19 protein-coding genes and 1 tRNA gene are annotated in these 25,087 nt (G+C 69.0%); 12 read left to right on the top strand and 8 right to left on the bottom strand.

Annotation, left to right across the window (positions count from 1 at the left end; translation table 11 throughout):
* The first annotated feature begins 323 nt into the window (after positions 1-323).
* Positions 324-458: a hypothetical protein gene (locus G1C96_RS10350; protein ID WP_277347681.1), complete on the top strand. Its 135-nt coding sequence runs from the start codon at positions 324-326 to the stop codon at positions 456-458.
* A 71-nt stretch (positions 459-529) separates the two neighbouring features.
* Here G1C96_RS10350 and G1C96_RS04225 read toward each other — a convergent pair.
* Both G1C96_RS04225 and G1C96_RS04220 read right to left on the bottom strand, forming a co-directional pair.
* Positions 530-615, bottom strand: a tRNA-Ser gene (locus tag G1C96_RS04225).
* Between the two features lie 66 nt (positions 616-681).
* Positions 682-1,533: a hypothetical protein gene (locus G1C96_RS04220; RefSeq protein WP_169275412.1), complete on the bottom strand. Its 852-nt coding sequence runs from the start codon at positions 1,531-1,533 to the stop codon at positions 682-684.
* A gap of 150 nt (positions 1,534-1,683) precedes the next feature.
* Here G1C96_RS04220 and nusA point away from each other — a divergent pair, with 150 nt between their 5' ends.
* The 5 genes from nusA to ribF all read left to right on the top strand — a co-directional run bounded on the left by nusA (position 1,684) and on the right by ribF (position 9,851).
* Positions 1,684-2,751, top strand: a complete 1,068-nt coding sequence (gene nusA, locus G1C96_RS04215; protein WP_169275411.1) for a transcription termination factor NusA — start codon at positions 1,684-1,686, stop codon at positions 2,749-2,751.
* 289 nt (positions 2,752-3,040) lie between these two features.
* A complete protein-coding gene (gene infB, locus G1C96_RS04210; RefSeq protein ID WP_169275410.1) occupies positions 3,041-5,995 on the top strand; it encodes a translation initiation factor IF-2 in 2,955 nt (984 codons plus the stop codon).
* Positions 5,996-6,621: 626 nt separating this feature from the next.
* Entirely contained in the window at positions 6,622-7,128 is a 507-nt protein-coding gene (gene rbfA / locus G1C96_RS04205) for a 30S ribosome-binding factor RbfA (RefSeq protein ID WP_169275409.1), read from the top strand.
* A 312-nt stretch (positions 7,129-7,440) separates the two neighbouring features.
* On the top strand, positions 7,441-8,505 hold the full coding sequence (gene truB / locus G1C96_RS04200; protein ID WP_335341921.1) for a tRNA pseudouridine(55) synthase TruB: 1,065 nt from the start codon (positions 7,441-7,443) through the stop codon (positions 8,503-8,505).
* A gap of 134 nt (positions 8,506-8,639) precedes the next feature.
* Positions 8,640-9,851, top strand: coding sequence for a bifunctional riboflavin kinase/FMN adenylyltransferase (ribF, locus tag G1C96_RS04195; protein WP_169275407.1), 1,212 nt, complete (start codon positions 8,640-8,642; stop codon positions 9,849-9,851).
* A gap of 176 nt (positions 9,852-10,027) precedes the next feature.
* Here ribF and radA read toward each other — a convergent pair whose 3' ends face one another.
* Entirely contained in the window at positions 10,028-11,584 is a 1,557-nt protein-coding gene (gene radA, locus G1C96_RS04190) for a DNA repair protein RadA (protein ID WP_169275406.1), read from the bottom strand.
* A gap of 92 nt (positions 11,585-11,676) precedes the next feature.
* Here radA and G1C96_RS04185 point away from each other — a divergent pair, with 92 nt between their 5' ends.
* On the top strand, positions 11,677-12,336 hold the full coding sequence (locus G1C96_RS04185; RefSeq protein ID WP_169275405.1) for a hypothetical protein: 660 nt from the start codon (positions 11,677-11,679) through the stop codon (positions 12,334-12,336).
* A gap of 139 nt (positions 12,337-12,475) precedes the next feature.
* Positions 12,476-12,565, top strand: coding sequence for a 30S ribosomal protein bS22 (locus tag G1C96_RS04180; RefSeq protein ID WP_004268639.1), 90 nt, complete (start codon positions 12,476-12,478; stop codon positions 12,563-12,565).
* A 240-nt stretch (positions 12,566-12,805) separates the two neighbouring features.
* On the opposite strand, the gene rpiA is transcribed toward G1C96_RS04180, so the two are convergent.
* The 4 genes from rpiA to G1C96_RS04160 form a co-directional block, all read right to left on the bottom strand.
* Positions 12,806-13,504, bottom strand: coding sequence for a ribose-5-phosphate isomerase RpiA (gene rpiA / locus G1C96_RS04175; RefSeq protein ID WP_169275404.1), 699 nt, complete (start codon positions 13,502-13,504; stop codon positions 12,806-12,808).
* Between the two features lie 103 nt (positions 13,505-13,607).
* Positions 13,608-14,825: a ribonuclease H family protein gene (locus G1C96_RS04170; RefSeq protein WP_169275403.1), complete on the bottom strand. Its 1,218-nt coding sequence runs from the start codon at positions 14,823-14,825 to the stop codon at positions 13,608-13,610.
* A 221-nt stretch (positions 14,826-15,046) separates the two neighbouring features.
* Positions 15,047-16,723 carry a phosphoglucomutase (alpha-D-glucose-1,6-bisphosphate-dependent) gene (gene pgm, locus G1C96_RS04165; protein WP_169275402.1) on the bottom strand — a complete coding sequence of 559 codons (1,677 nt, stop codon included), beginning with the start codon at positions 16,721-16,723 and terminating at the stop codon, positions 15,047-15,049.
* 105 nt (positions 16,724-16,828) lie between these two features.
* A complete protein-coding gene (locus G1C96_RS04160; protein ID WP_417852168.1) occupies positions 16,829-18,250 on the bottom strand; it encodes a sugar porter family MFS transporter in 1,422 nt (473 codons plus the stop codon).
* 467 nt (positions 18,251-18,717) lie between these two features.
* Between G1C96_RS04160 and G1C96_RS04155 the strand changes: the two genes are divergently transcribed.
* The 4 genes from G1C96_RS04155 to ptsP all read left to right on the top strand — a co-directional run bounded on the left by G1C96_RS04155 (position 18,718) and on the right by ptsP (position 23,743).
* Entirely contained in the window at positions 18,718-20,826 is a 2,109-nt protein-coding gene (locus tag G1C96_RS04155) for a glucose PTS transporter subunit IIA (RefSeq protein ID WP_169275401.1), read from the top strand.
* Between the two features lie 26 nt (positions 20,827-20,852).
* On the top strand, positions 20,853-21,701 hold the full coding sequence (locus G1C96_RS04150) for a PRD domain-containing protein (protein ID WP_205832043.1): 849 nt from the start codon (positions 20,853-20,855) through the stop codon (positions 21,699-21,701).
* Positions 21,702-21,779: 78 nt separating this feature from the next.
* Positions 21,780-22,046 carry an HPr family phosphocarrier protein gene (locus tag G1C96_RS10095; protein ID WP_205832042.1) on the top strand — a complete coding sequence of 89 codons (267 nt, stop codon included), beginning with the start codon at positions 21,780-21,782 and terminating at the stop codon, positions 22,044-22,046.
* Between the two features lie 5 nt (positions 22,047-22,051).
* On the top strand, positions 22,052-23,743 hold the full coding sequence (gene ptsP, locus G1C96_RS04145) for a phosphoenolpyruvate--protein phosphotransferase (RefSeq protein WP_169275400.1): 1,692 nt from the start codon (positions 22,052-22,054) through the stop codon (positions 23,741-23,743).
* A 125-nt stretch (positions 23,744-23,868) separates the two neighbouring features.
* On the opposite strand, the gene G1C96_RS04140 is transcribed toward ptsP, so the two are convergent.
* Positions 23,869-24,990 carry a diacylglycerol/lipid kinase family protein gene (locus G1C96_RS04140; RefSeq protein ID WP_205832041.1) on the bottom strand — a complete coding sequence of 374 codons (1,122 nt, stop codon included), beginning with the start codon at positions 24,988-24,990 and terminating at the stop codon, positions 23,869-23,871.
* Positions 24,991-25,087 lie beyond the last annotated feature (97 nt).

Below are 25,087 nucleotides of genomic sequence, written 5' to 3'. Positions count from 1 at the left end.
CGTTGCGGCGGATGACCGTCGTGGCGGTGCCGCGGCGTCTCCTCGATGGTCGATCGTCGCAACGTTGCGGTAGACGACCATGTTGTGCGGTGTGATCGGGTCCCGGGGTGGTCGTTCGTCGCAACGTTGCGGTGAGGAGCCGTCGTGGCGGTGCTGTGGCGTCTTCTCGATGGTCGATCATCGCAACGTTGCGACGGACGGCGCTCCGTAGGCGTGACGCGATGTTCCGCGCGGGTTCACCTGCCGTTCCCCGAATGCATACGCGGCGGAAACGGGAGTCGGATAAGCCGGAGGTGACATCGGAACCACGGCAAGGAGCCATCATGCAGGAGAACGACATCCATCATCACGCCGGAATCGTCATGGGAGCGATCATCGGGACCGGAGCCGGCGCGGACGCCGACGCGGAGCGCGGGTTCGACAGCTACGCCTACGCGCAGTACGGCATCGAACTGTAGACGTAGGGACCGCTGGGGAGGCAACGGAGGCAACGAAAAAGGGTTCCGGGCGAACCCGGAACCCTGAAACGCGGATAAGGCGAGATTCGAACTCGCGGAGGGGGTTGCCCTCACACGCTTTCGAGGCGTGCTCCTTAGACCGCTCGGACACTTATCCAGTCACGTCGCCAGCCGGTCGGACCGACCGACCTGTGCAAAGCAACTTGTTCATTATGCCACAGAATCAGGATTCGTCAACACGCGTGGCGAACAGCGCGGCGTCGAACGAGGGGAAGCCGAGCTCCAGCGCCTTGGACGCCTCCTCGGCGAGCAGGTCGGCCAGCGTGCGCGCGGTGGATTCGTCGGCGATGATGGTGGCGTCGGAGCCGTCGTCATCGGTGAGGTCGGCGAGCTGCTCGCGCACCAGATCCATCGCGACCGCGGAGACGGTGGGCACGCGCAGTCCGGTGGCGGCGTCGGCCACGGCGTCCGGTGAGGCGATCAGCTGCTGCACGGAGTAGACCTTCCTGCGCGCGTCGTCGTCCTTGGTGCGCGCGGCGAACCCGGCGGCCAGTGTCCTGTGGCGTTCGCTCAGCGTCAGCAGGGCTGAGGAGTCGGCGCGATGGCGCGAGGCGAGGATCTCGTAGGCGAACGCGGCCCGGTCCTGCGCGGTGGCCATGGTGCCGGCCACGTCGCTGGCGATGACCAGCTTCGTGCTCTCGTCGATCACCGTGCCGCCATCGGCCGCGGAGACGTAGTGCGTGTGCGCGGCGTCCGCCAGGGCGACGGCGCGGCGGTCCATCTGCGCGGAGGACAGCACGCCCTCGGCGAAGCGTCCGGGACACGAGACGGCGACCTGACGCCACAGGGCGCGCGCGGATTCGGCGCCGGCGAGGCGCTGCCAGCGGGTGAGGTTTCCGGCGCCGATGCGGCCGGCGTCGGTGCGCGCGGCGGAGACGGGCGCGTTCGCCGCGTCGCGCGCGTCCTCGGCCTGGGCCAGCAGACGCTCGCAGGAGTCCGGGGCGAGCTCGGCCTCGAGCCGTCCCTCGACGCGCGGCATCCACGCGGCGGGGGAGCACGACGCCAGCGCGGTCATCGCGACCGTGACGGCGCATGCCGCCGCGCCCCTGGCAAAACCGTGGAATCCCCGAAACCTGCGTGTCTTCATGAATCGGTAGACTAATAGCCATTACCGACCGTAGGGCACGTCTATCGAGACGATAACTTCATAAGGAGGTCTTTAGGAATGGAACTGGACCTGGCAAGCATGCATCAGTTGGCCGTCGAGCAGGGGATCGACCGGGCGACTCTGGATTCGGCGCTCGAAGAGGCGCTGCGCATGGCGTACCTGAAGACCCCGCACGCCGCCAAGCATGCCCGCGTGGAGCTGGACGACCGCGCCGGCACGTTCACCGTCTGGGCCCAGGACGAGATCCCGCAGGAGCCCACCGAGGAGAATCCGCATCCGGCCCCGAAGCTGAGCGAGGAGTACGACGACACCCCCAAGGACTTCGGTCGTCTGGCGGCCTCCACCGCGCGCCAGGTGTTCACCCTGCTCTTCCGCAAGGTGGAGGACGAGAAGGTCTTCGGTGCGTTCTCCGGGCAGAAGGGCAAGCTCATCACCGGCATCGTGCAGCAGGACGCCAAGGATCCCGCCAACGTGCACGTGGCCGTGGGCGACGTGGAGGCGCTGCTGCCGCGCCGCGAGCAGGTGCCCGGCGAGCGCTACCGCCACGGCGAGCGCGTGCGCGTGTACGTGGTCAACGTGTCCCGCGGTCTCAAGGGTCCGGAGATCATCGTGTCCCGCTCCCATCCGGAGCTGGTGCGCCGCCTGTTCGAGCGCGAGGTCCCGGAGCTGGTCTCCGGCGCCGTGTCGATCATGGCGATCGCGCGCGAGGCCGGCGCCCGCACCAAGATCGCGGTGCGCGCCAACACCGAGGGCGTCAACCCCAAGGGCGCGCTGATCGGCCCCGGCGGCGCCCGCGTGCGCGCCGTGATGGAGAACCTCGGCCCGGAGAAGATCGACATCGTCGACTGGTCCAGCGATCCGGCCAAGTTCGTGGCCGCCGCGCTCTCGCCGGCCGTGGCCACCGGCGTGCAGGTGATCAGCGAGAAGAACAAGACCGCCATCGCGTTCATCCACGACAACCAGCTCTCGCTCGCCATCGGCAAGGAGGGCCAGAACGCCCGTCTGGCGGCCAAGCTCACCGGCTGGAAGATCGGCATCGAGTCCGCGGAGGCGCACGCCGCCAAGCTGCGCGCGCAGGCCCAGCAGGGTGCGGCGGAGCAGGGCGCGGAGCAGGCTCAGGACTGATCGGCGCCGCCCGGACGTTCCGGGCGTTCATCCGGCATTCCCACGCGGCGGAACGGTCACGGTGACCGTTCCGCCGCGTTCGTCGTTCCCGGTCCTGACACCCGTCCGTCACTCATCCATGGGGATGGGTATGCTTGTCTCGATATCCGAAATGGGTCAACTATGCCCGAATTCGGCACAGAGACGAGGTAATCACGATCATGGTCGCACGATGAGCGAGGAACAGTTCACCGTCATCGGACGATAGCCGCGCCGACCCATGCGCGCGGCTCATGGATAGGAGAAATGAGTGCCCAAAGCACGCGTGTATGAATTAGCCAAGGCCCTTGGCGTCGACAGCAAGACCGTCCTTGAGAAGCTCAAGGACATGGGTGAGTTCGTCAAGTCCGCATCCTCCACCGTGGAGGCCCCGGTGGTCCGCAAGCTCAAGGCGGCGTTCCCGCAGCAGGACCCCAACGCCGCGAAGGGCGGCGCCTCCAAGGCCGCCGCGCCCAAGCCCGCGCAGCCGCACAAGCCGCAGCAGTCCCGTCAGCCGGTTCCCGGTCCGCAGCAGCGCGCCGAGCGCACCGCGGAGCGCGGCGAGTCCCGCCGCACCCCGGCCGCACGCCCCGCGGCCCCGTCCGCGCAGGTGCCCGCGCCGCACGCGCCCCATGCGCCGGCCCCGCAGCAGCCGCGTCCCGCGGTTCCCGGCGCTTCCGCCGCCGGCAACGGCTCCGGCGCCTCCGCCGGCCGTCCCGGCCCGCGCCCCATGGACCCGCGTCACCAGCAGCACCAGCATTCGCGCAATGGCGAGCCGCGCGGCGGCCGCCCCGGCGAGGGCAACCGCGGCGAGCACCGTCCCGGTCCGCGCCCGCAGCATCAGGGCGGCCAGCAGGGCGGCTCCAACGCCGTCCCGAACATCCCGCGTCCCCGCGGCGGCGCGGCGCCCGCTCCCCGTCCGCACGGCGGCGCCGGCGCAGGCGCGCCGCGTCCGGGCAACAACCCGTTCAGCCGTCGTCAGGGCATGAGCACGCCCACGCCCAACGACATCCCCCGTCCGCATCCCATGGCACGCCCCACCGTCAACGACGGTCGCGGCCGTGGCGGCCGTCCCGGTCAGGGCGGCGCGGGACGCGGAGGCTTCCGCGGCCGTCCGGGTCAGGGCACCGGCGCCAAGCCGGGCCAGTGGGGCCACAGCCGTCCCGGACAGGGAGCCGGCACCGGTCGTCCGGGTCAGGGCGGCGGCCGTTTCGGCGGCCAGGGCGGCAGCAACTTCCCGAGCTCCGGCGGTCCGTCCAACGGACCCGCGCGCGGCGGTCGCGGCGGTCGCGGCGGTGCCGCGGGCGCGTTCGGCCGTCAGGGCGGCAAGTCCTCGAAGGCCCGCAAGAACAGGCTGGCGAAGCGTCATGAGTACGAGGAGCTGAAGGCACCGACCATCGGCGGCGTGCGCATCCCGAGCGGCAACGGACAGACCATCCGTCTGCGTCAGGGCGCGTCCCTCGCCGATCTGGCCGAGAAGATCAACGTCAATCCGGCCGCGCTGGTGACCGTGCTCTTCCACCTGGGCGAGATGGCCACGGCCACGCAGTCCCTCGACGAGTCCACCTTCCAGATCCTGGGAGAGGAGATCGGCTGGAACATCCAGCTCGTCTCCGCCGAGGAGGAGGACAAGGAGCTGCTCCAGCAGTTCGACATCGACCTGGACGAGGAGGAGCTGCAGGAGGACGAGGACCTCAAGCCGCGTCCGCCGGTCGTCACCGTCATGGGCCACGTCGACCACGGCAAGACCCGACTGCTCGACACGATCCGCAAGACCAACGTCATCGAGGGCGAGGCCGGCGGCATCACCCAGCGCATCGGCGCCTACCAGGTCACCGTCACGCTGGACGGCGAGAAGCGCAAGATCACGTTCCTCGACACCCCGGGCCACGAGGCGTTCACCGCCATGCGTGCCCGCGGTGCCGAGATCACCGACGTGGCGATCATCGTGGTCGCTGCGGACGACGGCGTGATGCCGCAGACCGTCGAGGCCATCAACCACGCGCAGGCGGCCCACGTGCCGATCGTCGTGGCGGTCAACAAGATCGACAAGCCCGGCGCGAACCCGGAGAAGGTGCGCGGCCAGCTCACCGAGTACGGCCTCGTGCCGGAGGAGTACGGCGGCGACACCATGTTCGTCGACATCTCCGCCAAGCAGGGCACCAACGTGGACAAGCTCCTCGAGGCCGTGCTGCTCACGGCCGACGCCGATCTCGATCTGCGCGCCAACCCCGACATGGACGCCCGCGGCGCCACCATCGAGGCCCGACTCGACAAGGGCCGCGGTGCCGTGGCCACCGTGCTGGTGCAGCAGGGCACCCTGCACGTGGGCGACGCCATCGTCGCCGGCACGTCGTACGGCCGCGTCCGCGCCATGCTCGACGAGAACGGCAAGACGATGGACGAGGCCACCCCGTCCACGCCGGTGCAGGTGCTCGGCCTGACCTCCGTGCCGACCGCAGGCGACCTGTTCCTCGTCGCCCCGGACGACCGCACGGCCCGTCAGATCGCCGAGAAGCGCCAGGCCACCGAGCGCGCCGCTCAGCTGGCCAAGCGCCGCAAGGTCGTCTCGCTCGAGAGCCTCAAGGAGCAGTTCGCCAAGGCCGAGATCGACATGCTCAACATCGTCATCAAGGGCGATTCCTCCGGCTCCGTCGAGGCGCTCGAGGACTCCCTGATGAAGATCGAGGTGTCGGACGAGGTGGGCATCCAGGTGATCCACCGCGGCGTCGGCGCCATCACGCAGAACGACGTCAACCTCGCCTCCGTGGACAAGGCCGTCATCATCGGCTTCAACGTGCGTCCGAACCGTCAGGTGCAGGACCTCGCCGACCGCGAGGGCGTGGAGATCAAGTACTACTCGATCATCTACAAGGCCATCGAGGACGTCGAGGCATCCCTCAAGGGCATGCTCAAGCCGGAGTTCGAAGAGGTCGTCACGTCGCACAGCGAGATCCGCGAGATCTTCCGTTCCTCCAAGTTCGGCAACATCGCCGGCGTCATGGTGCAGGACGGCGAGGTCAAGCGCGGTACCAAGTGCCGCATCCTGCGCAACGGCATCGCCACGGTCAACGACCTGGAGATCTCCTCGCTGCGTCGCTTCAAGGACGACGTGCAGTCCGTCAAGGAAGGCTACGAGGCCGGCATCAACCTTGGCTCCTTCAACGACATCCAGCTCGGCGACATCATCGAGACCTTCGAGATGCAGGAGGTCGAGCGCAAGTAGGCGCTCGAGGTCCGGTCCGACCCGGTCTGATCCGGTCCGGACCGGACCGGCCCACGCGGGGGCGCCCACCGCCGGCACGACCGGCGGCAGGGCGCCCCTTCGCATGCCGGATATGCGCCGGGCACGCGTCGCACGCCTTCGGCCGGTCGGGATATCTGCGGAGTCAGGGGCAGATTCGGGCCGTTGCAGGCAGATATCTGCATAGTCAGGGTGCCTTGCGCGGGCCGCATGCGCACGGCGGCATGACGGATCCGCGGAATTGCAACGATGCCGATGACGCCATACGGGCGGTATCGGTCCCAAGGTGCCCCTGACTATGCAGATACCTTCCCGCGGACGTCGAAATCTGCCCCTGACTATGCAGATACCTTCCCGCGGACGTCGAAATCTGCCCCTGACTATGCAGATACCTTCCCGCGGACGTCGAAATCTGCCCCTGACTATGCAGATATCCCATGCTCCGAGCGAATTCGCTCGAGTAGGGGATGTGCGACTATGGTACGAGTGCCGCGTCCGGCTCATGCCCGGGCGCCTGGGCGGCGCTGCGCGTGACGGACGCGGCGCACATAATACGTGCGACGCATGGTTTGGCCATGCGGGCGCACCGGAAGCAAAGGAACGTTGTTATGGCAGGAACCAACCCCCGCGCGGCGCGCATCGCCGCGCTCATCCAGCGCGTCATCGCGTCCTCCATGGAGGCGCAGCTGCACGACAAGCGACTGACGAACGTGACCATCACCGAGGTGCGAGTCACCAACGATCTGCAGATCGCCAAGGTGTACTGGACCCAGCTCGGCCATGAGGGCAAGGAGCAGGGCGAGCGCAAGCGCGCCCAGCAGGCGCTCGACCAGGCCAAGGGACGTCTGCGCACGCTCGTGGGCACCAAGGCCGGCCTGCGCCTGACGCCGCAGCTGCAGTTCGTGTTCGACGAGGTGCCCGGCGAAGCCACCGAGATCGAGGACATCCTCGCCGTGGCACGCAAGCGCGACGAGGAGCTGGCCCGCGCCCGCGCCACCGCGCAGTACGCCGGCGACGCCGATCCGTACAGGCATCCCGAGGAGGAATCGGAGGATTCCGCGGACGAGGACGAGGATGACTGGGACGACGACGAGGACGGCGAGTCCGAGGAGTAGAACCAAGGGGTGAACGGGTCTCCGGGCATCCTGGGCGGAGACGGGATGTCGGCGGGCGAAGGATCCTTCGACTCCGCGCTTCGCGCTCCGCTCAGGATGACGGGGAAGGCGCAGGCCGCTCCGCTCAGGATGACGGGGAACACGGGCGCAGGCCGCCCCGCTCAGGATGACGGGGATGGTGTGGAACCGCTCCGTCTGGAACGGGGCACGAACGTGGGCCGCTCCGTCCGGGATGACGGGGAAGGCGGGCGCGGGCGGCATGATCGTGCGGGCAGGCGCCATATACAACGGAATCGACGAGCAAGGAGCATCGTGCCAGACACATCCGGTCTCATCATCATCGACAAGCCGCAGGGCGTCACCAGCTTCGACGTGGTGGCCGCCGTACGCGGCGCGCTGCACCTGAAGAAGGTGGGCCACGCGGGCACGCTCGACCCGATGGCCACCGGCGTGCTCATCGTCGGATTCGGCCGGGCCACGCGCCTGCTCAGCCCGATCGTGGGACACGACAAGACCTACGAGACCACGATCCGCCTCGGGCGGCGCACCACCACCGACGACGCCGACGGCGATCTGCTGCCGGAGACGGCCGACGCGGCCGAGACCATCGCCGGGCGCCTCGGCACGCTCACGCGCGAGACGATCGAACGCACCGTCGCCGAACATCTGACCGGCGAGATCATGCAGGTGCCGAGCACGTACTCCGCCATCAAGATCGACGGGCAGCGCGCCTACGATCTGGCTCGCGAGGGGCGGGACGTCGAACTCGCCGCGCGCCCGGTGACCATCGGGGAGTTCACGGTGCTGGACGTGCGCCGCGGCGAGACCGAGATCCCGTCCGCGGGCGGCGACCGCGAAACCGGCGTCCGCGTGCCCGTGATCGACGTGGACGCGCGCGTCAGCTGCTCGTCCGGCACGTACATCCGCTCGCTCGGGCGCGATCTGGGCGAGCTGCTCGGCGTGGGCGGGCATCTGATCCGTCTGCGCCGCACCCGCGTGGGACGCTTCGATCTGGCCGATCCCGCGCTCGCCGGGCACGTCGTCACCGCCCACGCCGAGGCCAGGACCTTCACGAACCGCGAAGGCGAAACGATCACGCGCAACCGCGCCGTGCTCGACCTGCCCGAAGGACTCGCCGGAGCCCAGCGCGCGCTCGCGCTGATCGACCGGGCGCTGCCCGCGGCCGCCGCCGCGCGCCTGAGCATGCCCAGCATCGACGTGACCGCCGACGAGGCCGCGGAGCTGCGCTACGGCAGGCGCATCGAACGCCGCGTGCAGGGCCCCACGGCGGCCGTCGCGCAGGACGATCTCGTGGCCATCGTCGACCGCGCCAACGGCCACCAGGCCAAGCCGGTCACGGTGTTCCCCGCCGGCTGACGGACGCGGGGAGACGCGTGCGCGAACCGCATCGGGCACGCCGATCGGACGTACTATACAGAGGACACGATAGAAGGACACGGACCGCGCGCCGACCCATCGGGGCCGGGCGCAAGGGCAAAGGAACCATACGGATGAAGATCATCAGACTGACCCCCGACGCCACCGGCATCGTCGCATGGCCCACGCTGAGCGTGGCGAAGAAGAGCGTGGTGACGATCGGATCGTTCGACGGCATGCACCTGGGACATCAGGCGGTGATCCGACGCGTGACCGAGCTCGCCGAACGGCATCGCGCGCTGTCCGCGGTGATCCTGTTCGACCCGAGGCCGTCGCTGGTGCACGGCTGGGCCAAGATGCACGACGGCGCCGAACCCGGCGAGGACGTCATCGACGCCGACGCGCTCACGGGCGCCGACGAGCGCATCCGCATCATGCGCGCGATGGGCGTGGACTACGTGCTGGTGGTGCGCTACACGCTGGCGTTCGCGGCCAAGTCGTACCGCTTCTTCCTGGGACAGATGGTGGGACGCCTCGGCATGCGCACGCTGGTGCTGGGACAGGACGCGGCGATGGGCGCCGGCCGCGCCGGAGACGTGAAGGCCATCCGCACGCTCGCCGAGGGACTCGGCGTGTTCGAGCTCGACGTGGTGGACGATCGCGGCCCCGGCTACGTGCGCATCCCCGCGGTGATCGAGCCGCACATGCCGTCCGGGCACGGCGAACCCGCCGACCCGCTCGCGGGGCTGAGCAAGGCCGAGCTGCGCGCGTGGACGAAGCGCCACAACACGCGCCTCAACCGCGTGTGGAGCTCCACCAACGTGCGCTATCTGCTCTCGCAGGGGCGGATCGTGGATGCCAACGCCATCCTGGGGCGCGCGCACGCCGTGGACGGCGTGGTGGTGCACGGCGAGGAGCGCGGGCGGACCATCGGGTTCCCCACCGCGAATCTGGGGGACGCGATCGAGGGATATCTGCCGGTGGACGGCGTGTACGCCGGATGGCTGGTCGATCTGGGGCCGGCGGGCGAGGCGCATCAGGGCGACGAGGGCGGCGATGAGGCGTTCGGACGGCTGGATTCCCGTCTTGCCGCGGGATCGCCGTGGCGCTGGCCGGCGGCCATCTCGATCGGCACCAAGCCCACGTTCAGCGAGAAGACCGGACGCCACGAGCGCGTGGTGGAGGCGTATGCCATCGCCGACGACTGGCTGGACCTGTACGGTCATGCGGTGCGCGTGGAGTTCGTGGGGTACCTGCGTCCGCAGATCCGCTTCGACGGCGCAGACGAGCTGGTGAACGAGCTGCGTCGCAACGTGGAGGAGACCAAGCGGCTGACCGCCGAGTGAGCCATCCCTCCCGGTCATCCTGAGCGGAGGCTTGATGGTTCCCTCCTAGTCATCCTGAGCGGAAGCCCGATGGTCCCTTCTTGGTCATCCTGAGCGGAGGCGAAGCCGGAGTCGAAGGATCCTTGACTCCACGGGAATGGTCAAGGATCCTTCGACTCCGCCCTTACGGGCTCCGCTCAGGATGACCGGGGAGAATGCGACGATGGCTTGCCCGTCCGTGGCGCCTTGGGAGTCTTGTGCGCCACGCCCAGCGCCTCGAGGGCGTCGCGCAGCGTGGCGACCTCCACGACGTCCATGCCGGGCGCGGACAGCGTGCGCCCGCGGCGGCGATTGACCGGCACCACGGCGCGGACGAATCCCAGACGCGCGGCCTCGGCGAGCCGATGCTCCAGCCTCGGCACCGGTCGGATCTGCCCGGTCAGCGAGATCTCGCCGATCGCGCACGTGCCGCGCGGCACCGCCACGCCGTTCGCCGCGCTCGCCAGAGCGGCGGCCACGGCCAGGTCGCACGCCGGCTCCTTGGCCAGACCGCCGGCGATGGTGGAGACGTACAGATCGTTGGCGAGGATGCCGATGCGCCCGTGACGGTGCAGCACCGCCACCAGCATGGCGAGACGATTCGCGTCGATGCCGTTCGCCGCGCGGCGCGGCGTGGGCAGCACCGAATCGGTGACGAGCGCCTGCACCTCGATGGGCAGGCTGCGGTGGCCGTCCAGCGTGAACGTGACGCAGGTGCCGTCGGGGGAGCTTGGCGCAGATCCGTTGTCCGATCCGTCGTCCGAGCCGTCCGTCCCGGAGGACAGGAACAGTCCCGAGGGGTCGGTCACCTCCTCGATGCCCTCGCCGCTCATGTCGAAGCAGCCCACCTCGTCGGTGGGACCGAACCGGTTCTTCACCGCGCGCAGCATGCGCAGTGCGGTCTCGGCGTCGCCTTCGAACTGGCAGACCACGTCCACCAGATGCTCCAGCGTGCGGGGGCCCGCGATCGAGCCGTCCTTGGTCACATGCCCCACCAGCAGCACCGGCACGTCGATCGTCTTGGCCACGTCGATGAGCGCGCTCGCCACCTCGCGCACCTGCGTGGAGCCGCCGGAGATGCCGTCCACGTCCTGCGACGTGATGGTCTGCGCCGAGTCGACGATCGCCAGCGCCGGGCGTGTCTGCTCGATGAGCCCCAGCACCGTGGCCAGATCCGTGGTCGCCGCCAGCAGCAGGTTGTCCTCCACGGCGTCGATGCGCTGCGCCCTCATGCGCACCTGCGCCTGCGACTCCTCGCCCGAGACGTACAGCACCGTGTTGGCGTGCCGCGCCGACGCGACCGCGCGCGCCACGTTGCCCGCGGTCTCCAGCAGCAGCGTGGACTTGCCGATGCCGGGCTCGCCGGCCACGAGCGTCACCGATCCGGGCACGATGCCGCCGCCCAGCACGCGGTCGAACTCCGAGAACCCGGTGCCGATGCGCTCCACCGTGGAGGTGTCCACGCGGGTGATCGGCAGCGCCACGCCGTCGGGCACCCGCGTGGCCTGCGTATGCGAGACGCGTCCCGCCTCGCCGCCGACTCCCCGCGCGCCCGCGCCCGACCCCGTGCCGCCGGTGCGCGCGCGTGCCGCCGGACGCGCCTCGTGGAACTCCTCGATCGTGCCCCACTGGCCGCATTCCGGGCAGCGGCCGAACCATTTCGCGCCGCTCCAGCCGCATTCCGAACACAGGTATTGGACGGGATTCTTTGCCATGCCTCGACGCTATCCGCCGACGGTGACATCGGTCGGGGCCGTCCGGACGGAGACGCCGGGCATCGTCGCCTTGCTGTGCAACAATCGGGGTTATGCCGCAGAATCAGAAGCAAACAGCGAATCAGCAGTCCGCACCGCAGTCGTCCCACGGACACGGCCGCACCGTGGCCGTGGTGGTGGCCGCCGCCATCGTCGTCGTCATCGCGCTGGTCACCGCGTTTCTGGTTCCCGGATGGGCGCTGAGGAAGAACGCCGACTCCACCACCGCGTCCGTGGAGGGCCAGCAGAGCCAGACCACGCAGACCGCCGACCCCACGCCCACCATCTCCGCGTCCGCGCTGCCGGGCGACGCCACCGAACTGCTCAAGGCCATGCCGGACACCGTGCTCGACTTCGCGCGCACCGCGGCGGCCGCGTCCACCACCTGGCAGACCGCGTCGCCGGTGGAGGAGTACACGCTCACCTACTCCACGGGGAACACCGCGAACGACGTGACGGTGATCGCCGCGCAGTGGTCGGACAAGGACAGCGCCAAGAAGCAGTACGACGCGCTCGTGGGCACGCTGACCGGCAAGGAGCTCGCCTCCGGCAACGTCAAGGTCTCCGGCTCCAACACCGGCGCTTACGTGACCAGGGAGGACGCGTCCGACGCGAACAAGGCCGTCTCCGTGTGGCAGAACGACACCGTGGTGTTCCAGGCCACCGGCGCCAAGCAGGCCGTGCAGGATCTGACGCGCAAGTTCCCGCTGTAGCGCCGCACGTGGGCCGCACGTGGACCGCGTGCATGGCCCCGTCCGGGCGTTGTTCGGCCGCCGACTGGCGTCGTCGCGCAATGCGTGTATGATAGGGAAAGTTGCAACTTTTCTACTAGTAGAGATCGGAGGCTGAACGATGGGTTCCGTCATCAAGAAGCGCCGCAAGCGGATGAGCAAGAAGAAGCACCGCAAACTGCTGCGTAAGACTCGTCACCAGCGCAAGTAGTCTTGCCGCTGATTGCACAGCGAGATAAACGAAGCCCCGCGGGTCCTTGGGTCGATTCCCAGGATCGCGGGGCTTTTGCTATGCCCGCGCGACCTTGCGCAACATGTGCGTCCGCCGCTGGGATCGCAGCGACCGCAGCGGCGGACGCGGCCCGGAGACGACGAAGGGGAGAAGCGGACGAGCCGCATCTCCCCTTCATGACGACCGAGCGCGACGAGACGCTCGGCGACGGTCAGACGATCACTTGTTGGAGTTGGTCATGACGCGCGGACCGTTCGGATCGCCCACGATGACCTTGTCCACCATGTTGAGGAACAGGCCGTGCTCCACCACGCCCACGGTGGTGATGAGATCCTGGGCCAGATCCTCCGGATGCTCGATGCGGCCGAGGTGCAGGTCCACCACGTAGTTGTTCTCGTCGGTGCGCACCGGCTGACCCTCGGCATCCAGACGCAGCACCGGCTTGTAGCCCTTGGCCTCGAACTTCTTGATGACGTGGCCGGCGCCGAACGGAATGACCTCGACGGGCAGCGGGAACGCGCCGATGGTGTCCACGACCTTGGACTCGTCGACGATCCACACGATCTTCGAGGAGTTGATCGCCACGATCTTCTCCCACAGCAGGGCAGCGCCGCCGCCCTTGATGCCGTTGAAGTTCTTGTCCACCTCGTCGGCGCCGTCGATGGTGAGGTCGATGTGGTCCACGTCGTCGATGTTCACGATTCGGATGCCGTAGCTCTCGGCCTGCTCCTGCGTGCGGCGGGACGTGGTGACGCCGGTGAAGTCCAGTCCCTCCTCCTTGACGCGGCGGCCGAGCTCGTCCACCAGGAAGCGCACCGTGGAACCGGTGCCGAGACCCGCCACCATGCCGCTGGTAACGAGCTTGGCGGCTTCGATGCCGGCCGCCTTCTTCAGTGCATCCTGCTGTGCCTTGTCCATCTTCATTCTCCTTGCTTCGGTCACGAAAGCGTACGCCTTTTCAGTGTAATGCCCGCGCGGATGTGGGGAGGGCGGCGTTCCACGCGGAACGGCGTCCGCGTGCCTATCGTTCGCGCACCGAGGTGAGATGGAAGACCGCGTTGGCGAGGTCGATCGTGCCATCCGGTGCGATGGGCGCGTCGACGGCGATCATGCCGGTGATGTGCAGGTCCTTGCCGGCCCAGCGGGGGCTGCCGGAAGGGGGCGGCGTGATGCGGACGGTGCCGGAGGCGACGAGTCCGCCCGCGGCGGTGGCGGACGATGCGGGGACGCCTGCCGCGGAGGCAGACGGCACAGGCGCGGACGGTGTCGCGTGTTTCGGCGCCGCGGACGCGCGCGATGCCGACGCTTCGACGTCGTCGGATCGGACCGACTGCACCGGCACCTGCTGCGTGACGGGAGACGCCTCGTCGCCGGAACCGGCGTCGGCGGCGGCGACGTCATCGCCGCCGGCGGGATCGTCCTCGCCGAACGCGGCGAAGAGTCCGAGCGCGTCGGAATCGTCGGACTCGGTCGAAGCGTCCGACGTCTTCGCGCCGCGGCCGGAGCCGACGGCGATGTCCGGCACGCCTTCGGGCTCGGCGAGCATGTCGGCGATGGAACGCGCGCGCGTGCGGGGGCGGACGGCATCGGGACCCGTCGTCGCACGTGTCGCCTCCGCCGACGCCGGACGCTCCAGCGAGGACGTGGGGGCGTCCCCGTCGAGCACCAGCCGCACGTCGGGCGGCACGTCGAGTCCGCGCGCGTACTCGGAGCGGATCAGCGACCGCCAGCCTTCGACCGGCAGGTAGCCGTCGCGGGCACCGGACCGGCAGTCGCCGGCGTACGTGCGCGCCAGCTCGTCCACCAGCTCGTTGCCCGCATTGCCGGCGTGCCCCTTCACCCACACGAACCGCACCGGTCCGGGACGCTTCGCGATCTCCGCGTCGATGGCCTTGATGAGCTCCGCGTTCTTCACCGGCTTCTTCTGCGAGTTCTTCCAGCCGTTGCGCTTCCAGCCCTTCACCCATGTGGTGGAGCAGTTGATGGCGTACTGCGAGTCGGTCTCGATGGTCAGCGGCTGCGGGCCCGGGTGCGCGCGCAGCGCCTGCAGCACCGCGCACAGCTCGCCGATCTGGTTGGTGCCGTTCGTCGCGCCGCCGGCGTCGTAGCCGTGCGCGTCGTGCTCGTGTCCGGGGAGGCCGCCGTCGCCGGCGTTCCTGTCATGGTCGGCCCAGGCCCAGCCCATGGGCCCGTTGGGATTGCCCAGCGCGGAGCCGTCGGTGGATACGACAATGGTCATTGCAGTGTCTCTTTCTGTTCGCTGACTGGAGGCAATCCCGACGGGCCGTCGCCGCCGTTGGATACCACAATCGCGTCTGTCATGCGTCCCACCCTAGTGCACGGGCTGCGCAGCGGCGCGGAACACGCGAAGGGCCCCGCCGGCCCGATGCGACGTGACGTGCATCGGACCGACGGGGCCCATGAGAAGTCCGGCCGCCGGCGCGCGGCCGACGGATCGGACTACTCGCTCAGCGCCTTGTCCACGACCTCGGTGGCCTCGGCGAGCACCTTGTCCAGCGCCTCCGGGGACTCGAAGGACTCGGCGTACACCTTGTAGATGTTCTCGGTGCCGGACGGGCGGGCCGCGAACCAGTTGTCCTTCGTGGTGACCTTGAGGCCGCCGATCTTCGCGCCGTTGCCCGGCGCCTCGGTGAGCTTGGCGGTGATGTCCTCTCCGGCGAGCTGCGTGGCGGTCACGTCCGCGCCGGTGAGCTTGGCGAACTTCTGCTTCTGCTCAAGGGTGGTGGGCGTGTCGACGCGCTTGTACCAGGATTCGCCGAAGCGGGCGACCTGATCCTGGTGCAGCTCGGCCGGGTTCTTGCCGGTCTTGGCGGTGATCTCGGCGGCCAGCAGGTCGGGGATCAGACCGTCCTTGTCGGTGGTCCACACGCGGCCGTCGCGGCGCAGGAAGCTCATGCCGGAGCTCTCCTCGCCGCCGAACGCGACCTCGCCCTTGAACAGCGGGTCCACGAACCACTTGAAGCCCACCGGCACCTCGACGAGCTTGGCGCCGATGGAGGCGGCCACGCGGTCGATCAGCGAGGAGGACACCAGCGTCTTGCCGATGCCGGCGCCTTCCGGCCAGCCCGGACGGTTGCCGCCGAACAGGTATTCGACGACGACGGCGATGTAGTGGTTCGGGTTCATGACGCCCCAGTTCGGGCAGACGATGCCGTGGCGGTCGGCATCCGGGTCGGTGCCGCCCACGAGATCGTACTTGTCCCACGCGCCGTTGTTGAGCTCGTCCACGAGGCCCTTCATGGCGTACGGCGACGACGGGTCCATGCGGATCTTGCCGTCGTGGTCGATGGTCATGAAGCGCCAGGTCGGATCGACCTCCGGGCGCACGACGCCGATGTTCAGGCCGTACTTCTCGTTGATGAGCGGCCAGTAGTTCACGGACGCGCCGCCGAGCGGGTCGATGCCCAGGCGCACGCCGGAGTTGCGGATCACGTCGAAGTCGATGACGTTGCCCAGATCGGACACGTAGTGGTCGCGGAAGTCGAAGCCCTCCACGTACTCGGACTTGACGGCCTCCTCGTACGGCACGCGCTTGACGGACTTGTAGTCGCCAAGCAGCTCGTTGGCGCGGGCGGCGATCGCGTTGGTGGTCTCGGCCGGGGCCGGGCCGCCGGTGACGGGATCGTACTTGAAGCCGCCGTCGGTGGGCGGGTTGTGGGACGGGGTGACCACGATGCCGTCGGCCAGGCCTTCGCCTTCGAAGCGCTGGGTGCCGTCGGCGGCGCGGTTGTGCGTCAGGATGGCCTGCGAGACCACCGGGGTGGGCACGAAGTCGCCGCGAGAGTCGACGCGCACGTGCACGCCGTTGGCCACGAGCACCTCGATGGCGGTCTTGCGCGCCGGCTCGGACAGGGCGTGGGTGTCGGAGCCGAGGTACAGCGGGCCGGTGACGCCGGCCTTCTTGCGGTATTCGGCGATGGCCTGCGAGATGGCCACGATGTGGGCCTCGTTGAACGAGGTCTTCAGGGACGATCCGCGGTGGCCGGAGGTGCCGAAGATGACGCGCTGCTCGGGCACGGACGGATCGGGGACGAGGTCGTAGTACTTGCCGATGACTTCGTCGACGTTGATCAGATCAGCTGGGGTGGCGGGCTTGCCCGCATTGTTTGCAACCATGAACCCATATTGCCACGCCGAAACGACCGCAACGCGGACGCGCGGTGAACATGCGGCCAACCGGTTCGACGCCTCCCGTGCGCCGGGCCGGTCGGCCGCATCGCGTCAGCGGCGCGTGAGCTCCTCCTCGATCTCCTCGAGCGACTTGCCCTTCGTCTCGGGCACGAAGCGCATGACGAACGGGATGGACAGCAGCGCGAACACGCCGAAGATGGCGAACGGACCGCCCACGTTGTTGCCGAACGCGTCGAGCAGCATGAGGAAGAACTGGGAGACGATGAAGTTGCCCAGCCAGTTGGCCGCCGATCCGAACGACGAGCCGATGCCGCGCACCGAGAGCGGGAAGATCTCGCCGATGAGCACCCAGGCGATCGGGCCCCACGAGACGGCGAAGCCGAGGATGTACACGGCGATGAGCAGCATCGTGGGCACGGCCAGCGCGGCCACGTCGCCCACGAAGTTGAGCACCGCGAGGATGGCCAGCGAGACGGTCATGACGACGGATCCGAAGATCAGCAGCCTCTTGCGCGGGAACCGGTCCATGATCAGCGTGGCGACGATCGTGGAGACGAAGTTGACCACGCCGATGCCCACCGACACCCAGATCGCGTCCGCCTCGGGGAATCCGAAGCCCTTGATGAACACCTGCGGCAGGAAGTAGATCACCGAATTGATGCCCACGAGCTGCTGGAACAGCATGATGCCCACGGCCGCCACGAGCGCCGGCCTGGCGATGCGGAACAGCTCGCGCACGCCGCCCTTGGTGTCCTGTGCGGCCACGGCCTTGATCTCGTCGAGCTCCAGCTGCACCTGCGTCTGGTCGACGTCCTTGCGGATGAGCGTGAGCACCTTGAACGCGTTGCGCTCGTCGCCCTTGTTCACGAGATAGCGGGGCGACTCGGGCAGCAGGATGCCGCCGATGAGCAGCAGCGCGGCGGGGATGAGCGCCGAGCCGAGCATCCAGCGCCAGTCGGCGAACCCCAGCAGGTTGTGGTGGAGGAACCCGAGGTTGGAGGCGTAGGCGAGCAGGATGCCGAACGTGATCATGAGCTGGAACAGCGTGGACAGCGATCCGCGGCGCTCCTTCGGCGCCAGCTCGGCGAGGTAGGCGGGCGTCAGCGCGGACGCGGCGCCCACGGCGAGGCCGAGGATGATGCGCGCGGCCACCATCATGAGGAATCCGGTGGCCGTGGCGCACATGCCGGAGCCGATGAGGAACAGGATGGCGGAGACGATGAGCAGCTTCTTGCGCCCGAAGCGGTCCGAGAGCGCGCCGATCGAGAGCGCGCCCACGCACGAGCCGATGAGCACCGACGACGTGATGAACCCGGTCTGCGAGACGCTCAGGTGGAAGTCGGCCTCGATGAGCGGGGACGCGCCGGAGATGATGCCGGTGTCGAAGCCGAACAGCATGCCGCCGAGCGCGCCGAACGTGAAGATGAACGTGCTGTTGAGGGGGAATCGGGTGGATATGCCGTGCGTGTCGTGGGGGTTCTTCATGGCCTGGTTCATGGTCCGTCCTTTCATCGTCGTCGATCGGGTCGGAGGTCGGTTGCGGAGGCGGCGGGAGTGCGGCGGGGCGGATGCGGCGCGGCGTCCGTGCCGCGCGAAACGCTCCGAGAACGACGAAGACCCGAGACAGGGGGTGCGCCTCCGTCTCAGGTCTTGCCTCGTCTCGAGTCACAATCCTGTGCTTCGTGTTGCGTTCAGTATAGGTGGCGCCGCACCGGGGCGCGGGCGGCGTGTCGTCCGGCGGCCCGGGGGACACGCCGATGGTTGCAACCGTTTGCACCGTGATACACTGACTGCCAACTTCACCTTTGCAGGGTTGCAAGTCGCAGGGGCCGTCCCATGGAAGCGTACGGTCCACACAGCAGACGCAAGACCTGAGGCATCGCCATGCCTCGGGTCTTTTTTTGTTGTGTTCGGCGGGCGTCCGGTGCGAGGGAGAACAGGGAATTCGACGAAGGATTCTGTAAGGAAAGGAAGCAGCGATGGCAGATTCAACGGCATCGCAGATCATTGCCGCGGTGGGCGGCGCCGGCAACGTCACCAGCCTGACCCACTGCGCCACGCGACTGCGCTTCGAGCTCGTGGACGCGGGCAAGGTCGACCAGAACGCCCTCGACGGCATGGACGGCGTGCTCGGCGCGGTCCCGCAGGCAGGCAACCGCTATCAGGTCGTCATCGGCGGCGGCGTCGAGACCGTGTACACGCAGATCATGCATCTGCCCGAGATGGCAAACGTTGGCACCGCCAAGCAGATGTCCAACGCGGACGTCAAGGCCGCCGCCCGCTCCAAGGCGCGCGGCAAGGTCGCCTGGCTCGACTCGTTCTTCGAGTACCTGGCCGATTCGTTCCGTCCGATCCTGGGCGTGCTGCTCGGCGCGTCCATCATCATCGCGCTCGTCAACCTGTTCATCTCGCTCGGCGTGATCGACGGCGACGAGGGCACCCCCTCGCTCATGTTCATCAAGGCCATCTGGAAGGGCGTGTTCTACTTCCTGCCCATCATGGTGGCCTACAACGCCGCAAAGAAGCTCAAGGTGGATCCGTGGCTGGGCGGCTCGATCATGGCCATGCTCATGACCCCGCAGTTCACGGCCCTCTCCGAGGCCTCCAAGTGGGGCGACGCGGTGCAGTGCGTGGAGAACGCCACGCTGGGCACCACCGACTGCACCGCCACCGTGTTCGGCCTGCCGATGCAGCTCGCCGACTACTCCGGCAACGTGTTCGTGCCGCTCATGATGGCCGCCGTGCTGGCGCTCGTCTACCACGGTCTGAAGAAGATCATCCCCGACAGCGTGCAGCTGGTGTTCGTGCCGTTCTTCTCGATGATCATCGTGGGCGCGCTCACCGCGTTCGTCATCGGCCCGCTGGGCGTGTGGGTCGGCAACGGCCTGGGCGTGGTGCTCGCGTGGATGAACTCGTACGCGCCGTTCGTCTTCGCCATCGCGATCCCGCTGCTCTACCCGTTCCTCGTGCCGCTGGGCCTGCACTGGCCGCTGAACGCCCTCATGCTCATGAACATCCAGTCGATGGGCTACGACTTCATCCAGGGCCCGATGGGCGTGTGGAACTTCGCCTGCTTCGGCGCCACCGCCGGCGTGCTGTTCCTCTCCATCCGCGACAAGGACAAGGAGATGCGCCAGACCTCCATCGGCGCGCTCGCGGCCGGCCTGCTCGGCGGCGTGTCCGAGCCGAGCCTCTACGGCATCCACCTGCGCTACAAGCTCGTCTACAAGCGCATGCTCATCGGCTGCGGCACCGGCGGCGTCGTGATCGCCGTGCTCGGCTGGCTGTTCCCGTCCTCCGTGGGCGTGCACGGCGTCACCACCACCGCGTTCGCGTTCACCTCGCTGCTCACCATCCCGGTGTTCAACCAGATGTGGGTGTACGGCGTGTCCGTCGCCGTGGCGTTCATCGTCTCGATGATGCTCATCATCACGTTCGACTACCGCACCCCGGAGCAGAAGGCCGAGGTCCTCGAGCGCGCCGCGCAGGCCGAGGCCGATCTGCGCCTCGAGCAGGAGTCCAGAACCGGCGCCACGGTCACCGTCGCCGCCCCGGCTCCGGCCGCCGCCGCGCCCGCCGCTGCTCCGGCTGCCGCTCCGGCCGCTCCGGCTGAGCCCGCCGCGCCCGCCGCGCCGACCCGCGAGATCGTCGCCCCGGTGGCCGGCCACGTGATCAGCCTCGACGAGACCGGCGACGCCGTGTTCGCCTCCCGCGCGCTCGGCGAGGGCGTGGCGGTCGTCCCGACCGAATCCGTCGTCAGGGCCCCCGTCTCCGGTACACTGAAGACGGTCGCCAAGACGGGTCACGCCTTCGGCATCAAGACCGACGACGGCGTCGAGGTCCTGATCCACATTGGCATCGATACCGTGAAGATGGGCGGCGACGGCTTCACCGTGGCCGTGGCCAAGGGACAGCGCGTGACCGCGGGCGATCCGCTCGCCACCGTCGACTTCGACAAGGTCACCTCCGCCGGCTACAGCACCGCCACCATCATCGCCGTGACCAACACCAAGAAGCTCACCAAGGTGACGCCGCTGACGGGCAAGGACGTCGCGACCGGCGACGCGATCATCGAGGTCGAGCGCTGACCTGACCCAGAGGGAAGCGGGATGCCATGGAGATACTGCGCGTATTCAACAACAACGTCGTGCTGGCCAAGGACGACGATGGCGGGCAGGTGATCCTCACCGGCAGGGGTCTGGGATTCCAGACCCGGCCGGGGCGTCCCGTGGACCCCGGCAAGGTGGTGCGCAAGTTCGTGCCCTCCGACGGGCGCGACCCGGACCACCTGGCGCAGATGATCGCCGACGTGCCGCCCGAGATGATCCGCTCGGTCGTCGATGCCATGAAGGAGGCCGGACTGGGGGAGCGGGAGCTGGCGAGCACCACGCTCGTGCTCGCCCTCGCCGACCACGTCAACGGCGCGATCCAGCGGCTCGCCAAGGGCATCGAGGTCACGTATCCGCTCGTGGGCGAGGTGCGCAACCTCTACCCGCAGGAATATGCGCGCGGACAGGCGCTGCTCGCCGCGATCAACAAGCGGCTCGGCGGCATGCGGCTGCCGCAGGGCGAGGAGACCGCGCTCGCGATGCACCTCGTCAACGCGGGGTTCTCCACCGGCGACCTCAGCTACACGTACACCATGACCGGCGTCATCCAGCAGATGCTCGACATCATCGAGAGCAGCTACGGGATCACGCTCGACCAGGAATCGGTGAACGTGGGGCGATTCATCACCCACCTGCGCTACCTGTTCGTCCGCATCCACCAGCGCCGTCAGCTCGACGACGAGCCCGAGCCCGTCGTCGCCGCGATCTGCGAGGCGTATCCGGACGCGCTCAAATGCGCGCGGACCATCGCCGCCGTGCTGGAGCTGCGTCTGAGCAGCGACGTGACCGACGACGAGATCGCCTATCTGGCGCTCCACGTGGCCCGCGTCACCAAGGGAGTCGCACGCCGCTGAGCCGCGGAACAAGTTTTGCGGACCGGGACGGTCCGCATGTCCACACATCCAACATCCATCCATCAGAAAGGAACCATCATGATCACCCGTACCGCAGTCATCGGAGCCTCCGTCGGTCTTCACGCCCGCCCCGCCGCCCTGTTCGCGCAGGCCGTGGACGACAAGGACCTCGACGTCACCATGACCTTCAACGGCGAGGAGGCGGATGCCGCCAGCGCCCTCGAGATCATGACCCTCGGCGTCAAGGGCGGCGACACCGTCACCATCTCCTGCGACGACGACTCCGCCGAGGCCGCCATGGACGAGCTCGCGGCCATGCTGACCCGCGACCTGGACGCGGAGTGAGCGGCATGACGAGCGAACACCAGATCCTTCACGGCATCGGCGTGTGCGCCGGCACCGCCAGCGGCCCGCTCGCCCTGGTGCGCGAGGCCCCCGGCGTGGACGAGCACGAGCCCGCCTGCACCGACCCCGCCGCCGACGCCGAACGCGTCAAGGAGGCCATGGCCGCCGTCGTCGCCTCCCTCAAGGCGCGCGCCGAGAAGGCCACCTCCGACAAGTCCCGCGCCGTGCTCGACGCCACGGCCCAGCTTGCCGGCGACCGCGGCCTCGTCAAGGCGATCACCAAGCGCCTCAAGGCCGGCGACGGCATCACCCACGCCGTGGCCAACGCCGTGGAGGGCTACGCCGAGCTGCTCAAGAAGCTCGGCGGCTACATGGCCGAGCGCGTCACCGACCTCAACGACGTGCGCGACCGCACGATCTGCCAGCTGCGCGGTCTGCCCGCCCCCGGCGTGCCGGACCTCGGCGAGCCCGTGGTGCTCGTGGCCCGCGACCTCGCGCCCGCGGAGACCGCCACCCTGAGCCCCGAGACCGTGCTCGGCGTGATCACTGAGGAAGGCGGTCCCACCAGCCACACGGCCATCCTTGCCGCCCAGCTCGGCATCCCGGCGGTCGTGCGTGCCGACGGCGTGCTCGCGGCCGTGGCCGAAGGCGACGTCATCGCGCTCGACGGCGGCGTGGGCGAGATCATCGTCTCTCCCACCGACGAGGAGGCCGCCCAGCTGGCCGAGCGTTCCCGCCGCCGCGCCGCCGCGCTCGCCGGCTCCAGCGGCGAAGGCAGCACGCGCGACGGCCACAAGGTCAAGCTGCTCGCCAACATCGGCACCATCGCGGACGCCGAGAAGGCCGCCAAGTTCGACCTCGAGGGCTCCGGCCTGTTCCGCACCGAGTTCCTGTTCCTCGGCCGCGAATCCGCCCCCACGCTCGAAGAGCAGACCGAGACGTACACCAAGGTGCTCCAGGCGTTCGGCGACCGCCGCGTCGTGGTGCGCACGCTCGACGCCGGCGCCGACAAGCCGCTCGCCTTCGCCGACCTCGGCGAAGAGGAGAACCCGGCCCTCGGCGTGCGAGGCCTGCGCCTGAGCCAGCGCCGCGAGGATCTGCTCGACACGCAGCTCCAGGCGCTCGCCAACGCGTACGAGGCCACGCACGGCGACCTGTGGGTCATGGCTCCGATGGTCGCCACCGTGGACGAGGCCGAATGGTTCGCCAACAAGGTGCGCGCGCTCGGCCTGCCCAAGGTGGGCATCATGATCGAGGTGCCCGCCGCGGCCATCCGCTCCGCGCAGGTGCTGTCCGTCGTGGACTTCGCCTCGCTCGGCACCAACGACCTGGCGCAGTACACCATGGCCGCCGACCGTCTCAAGGGCGATCTGGCCAACCTGCTCACCCCGTGGCAGCCGGCCGTGCTCAACATGATCAAGATGGCCTGCGACGGCGGCCGTGCCACCGGCAAGTACGTGGGCGTGTGCGGCGAGGCCGGCGGCGATCCGCTGCTCGCGCTCGTGCTCACCGGCCTCGGCGTGGGCTCGCTGTCCATGGCACCTAAGAAGGTCAACGCCGTGCGCGCGGCCCTGCGCATGCACGACATGTCCACCTGCCAGCAGATGGCCGCCTACGCCGTCGACGCGCGCACCGCCGCCGACGCCCGCGCCGCGGTCATCGCGCTCGCCGATCCGATGCTGCTCGACCTGCTCTGATCGGCCCTGTCTGATCGGTCTGCCCGATCGACGCTCAATTGCCAATGGAACGCCCCGCCGACTGCCTGCCGGCGGGGCGTTCCGCTATGTGCGCCGCGTCTGCCGTGTGCGTATGCGCGCCGCGGCTACAGCGCCATGAGGCCGGTCGGCTCGGCGGGCACCTCCGGGACGCGCACGCACAGCGCCCGCTTCTGGATCGAGAACGCGATGTGCCGCGTCTCGCCCAGCACGTCGCCGTCCACCTGCGCCAGCGCCGGGCGCTCCAGACGGATCTCCGCGCGCACGCCCTGGAACTGGTCGATCGTGGAGTTCGTGGACAGCGGGCTCTGCTTGGCGCGTCCGGTGATGGTCTGGTGCACCACGTCGCCGAACAGGTTCGCCCAGCCGATCAGCCCGCCCGTGGTGTCGATGAGCTCGAAGTCGAGGTAGCCGTCGTCGCTCACCGCCTCCGGCATGAGGCTCAGCGCCGGGATCTGTCCGCAGTTGCCCGCCATGAACGTGCGGAACGCCACGCCGGTGCGCACGTGCGCGTTGCCCTGCGGGTCGGTGATCGTCAGGTCGCCGTGGTTCTTGGGGGAGAAGAGGTGCTTGGTGGCGGAGGCGAAGTAGGCGAGCCAGCTGATGTTCTTCTTCAGCGTGGGGTTCGTGTCGTCGATCATCAGCGCGTCGAAGCCCACGCCCGCCACGATGAGGAAGCCGTGGTCGTGGTCCGGATCGTCGGAGTCGAGCACGCACAGGCGGCCCATGTCGATGTGACGGCTGCCGTGCGACGTGGCCACCGTGAGCGCCGCGTCCACGTCGTCGAGCGGGATGCCCATGTTGCGGGCGAACAGGTTCGCGGTGCCGATCGGCACGATGCCCATCGGGATGCCGTCGAACTTCGCCATCGCGGAGGCCACGGTGCGCACCGTGCCGTCGCCGCCCACCGCCACCACGCCCGTCGCGCCGCGCGCCACCGCCTCGCGCGCGCACGCGTTGCCGTCCTTGTCGAGCTGCGTGTCGATGAAGAAGTGCGAGATGCCCTTCGCCTCGCAGAACGCGTCGATCCTGGCGCGCAGCTCCTCCGCGTGCGGCTTGGACGGGTTGATGATGAAGGCGTAGTCCACCTTCTCCGCGTCGTCGTCGCGGCTCTCCACCACCGCGTTGAGCCGCTGCCGCCTGCGCACCCGCCAGAACAGGAGGACGGCCGCCGCGAGGCAGAGGACGAGGGCGATGACGCACAGCGCGAGGATCAGCGGTTGGGGCATGCCTCCCATTGTGCGGCCGAAGCGTCCCGGTCCGGCGGCGCGCGGGCGATTGTGAACGATTCCTGCACTTGGGACGCGCGTGGAATGACGGGCGGCG

The organism is Bifidobacterium moraviense (assembly GCF_012932365.1).
Lineage (GTDB): Bacteria > Actinomycetota > Actinomycetes > Actinomycetales > Bifidobacteriaceae > Bifidobacterium > Bifidobacterium moraviense.
The sequence above is the reverse complement of the archived record's forward strand: the minus strand, read 5'-3'. Positions and strand labels throughout refer to the sequence as shown.

Coding starts and splice junctions, on each gene's coding strand:
- rpiA (WP_169275404.1), bottom strand. CDS start 13,504: ATGGACAAGGCACAGCAGGATGCACTGAAGAAGGCGGCCGGCATCGAA.
- G1C96_RS04150 (WP_205832043.1), top strand. CDS start 20,853: ATGGAGATACTGCGCGTATTCAACAACAACGTCGTGCTGGCCAAGGAC.
- G1C96_RS04180 (WP_004268639.1), top strand. CDS start 12,476: ATGGGTTCCGTCATCAAGAAGCGCCGCAAGCGGATGAGCAAGAAGAAG.
- radA (WP_169275406.1), bottom strand. CDS start 11,584: ATGGCAAAGAATCCCGTCCAATACCTGTGTTCGGAATGCGGCTGGAGC.
- nusA (WP_169275411.1), top strand. CDS start 1,684: ATGGAACTGGACCTGGCAAGCATGCATCAGTTGGCCGTCGAGCAGGGG.
- G1C96_RS04185 (WP_169275405.1), top strand. CDS start 11,677: ATGCCGCAGAATCAGAAGCAAACAGCGAATCAGCAGTCCGCACCGCAG.
- pgm (WP_169275402.1), bottom strand. CDS start 16,723: ATGGTTGCAAACAATGCGGGCAAGCCCGCCACCCCAGCTGATCTGATC.
- G1C96_RS04170 (WP_169275403.1), bottom strand. CDS start 14,825: ATGACCATTGTCGTATCCACCGACGGCTCCGCGCTGGGCAATCCCAAC.
- G1C96_RS10350 (WP_277347681.1), top strand. CDS start 324: ATGCAGGAGAACGACATCCATCATCACGCCGGAATCGTCATGGGAGCG.
- rbfA (WP_169275409.1), top strand. CDS start 6,622: ATGGCAGGAACCAACCCCCGCGCGGCGCGCATCGCCGCGCTCATCCAG.
- G1C96_RS04155 (WP_169275401.1), top strand. CDS start 18,718: ATGGCAGATTCAACGGCATCGCAGATCATTGCCGCGGTGGGCGGCGCC.
- G1C96_RS04160 (WP_417852168.1), bottom strand. CDS start 18,250: ATGAAAGGACGGACCATGAACCAGGCCATGAAGAACCCCCACGACACG.
- G1C96_RS10095 (WP_205832042.1), top strand. CDS start 21,780: ATGATCACCCGTACCGCAGTCATCGGAGCCTCCGTCGGTCTTCACGCC.
- G1C96_RS04140 (WP_205832041.1), bottom strand. CDS start 24,990: ATGCCCCAACCGCTGATCCTCGCGCTGTGCGTCATCGCCCTCGTCCTC.
- G1C96_RS04220 (WP_169275412.1), bottom strand. CDS start 1,533: ATGACCGCGCTGGCGTCGTGCTCCCCCGCCGCGTGGATGCCGCGCGTC.
- ribF (WP_169275407.1), top strand. CDS start 8,640: ATGAAGATCATCAGACTGACCCCCGACGCCACCGGCATCGTCGCATGG.
- ptsP (WP_169275400.1), top strand. CDS start 22,052: ATGACGAGCGAACACCAGATCCTTCACGGCATCGGCGTGTGCGCCGGC.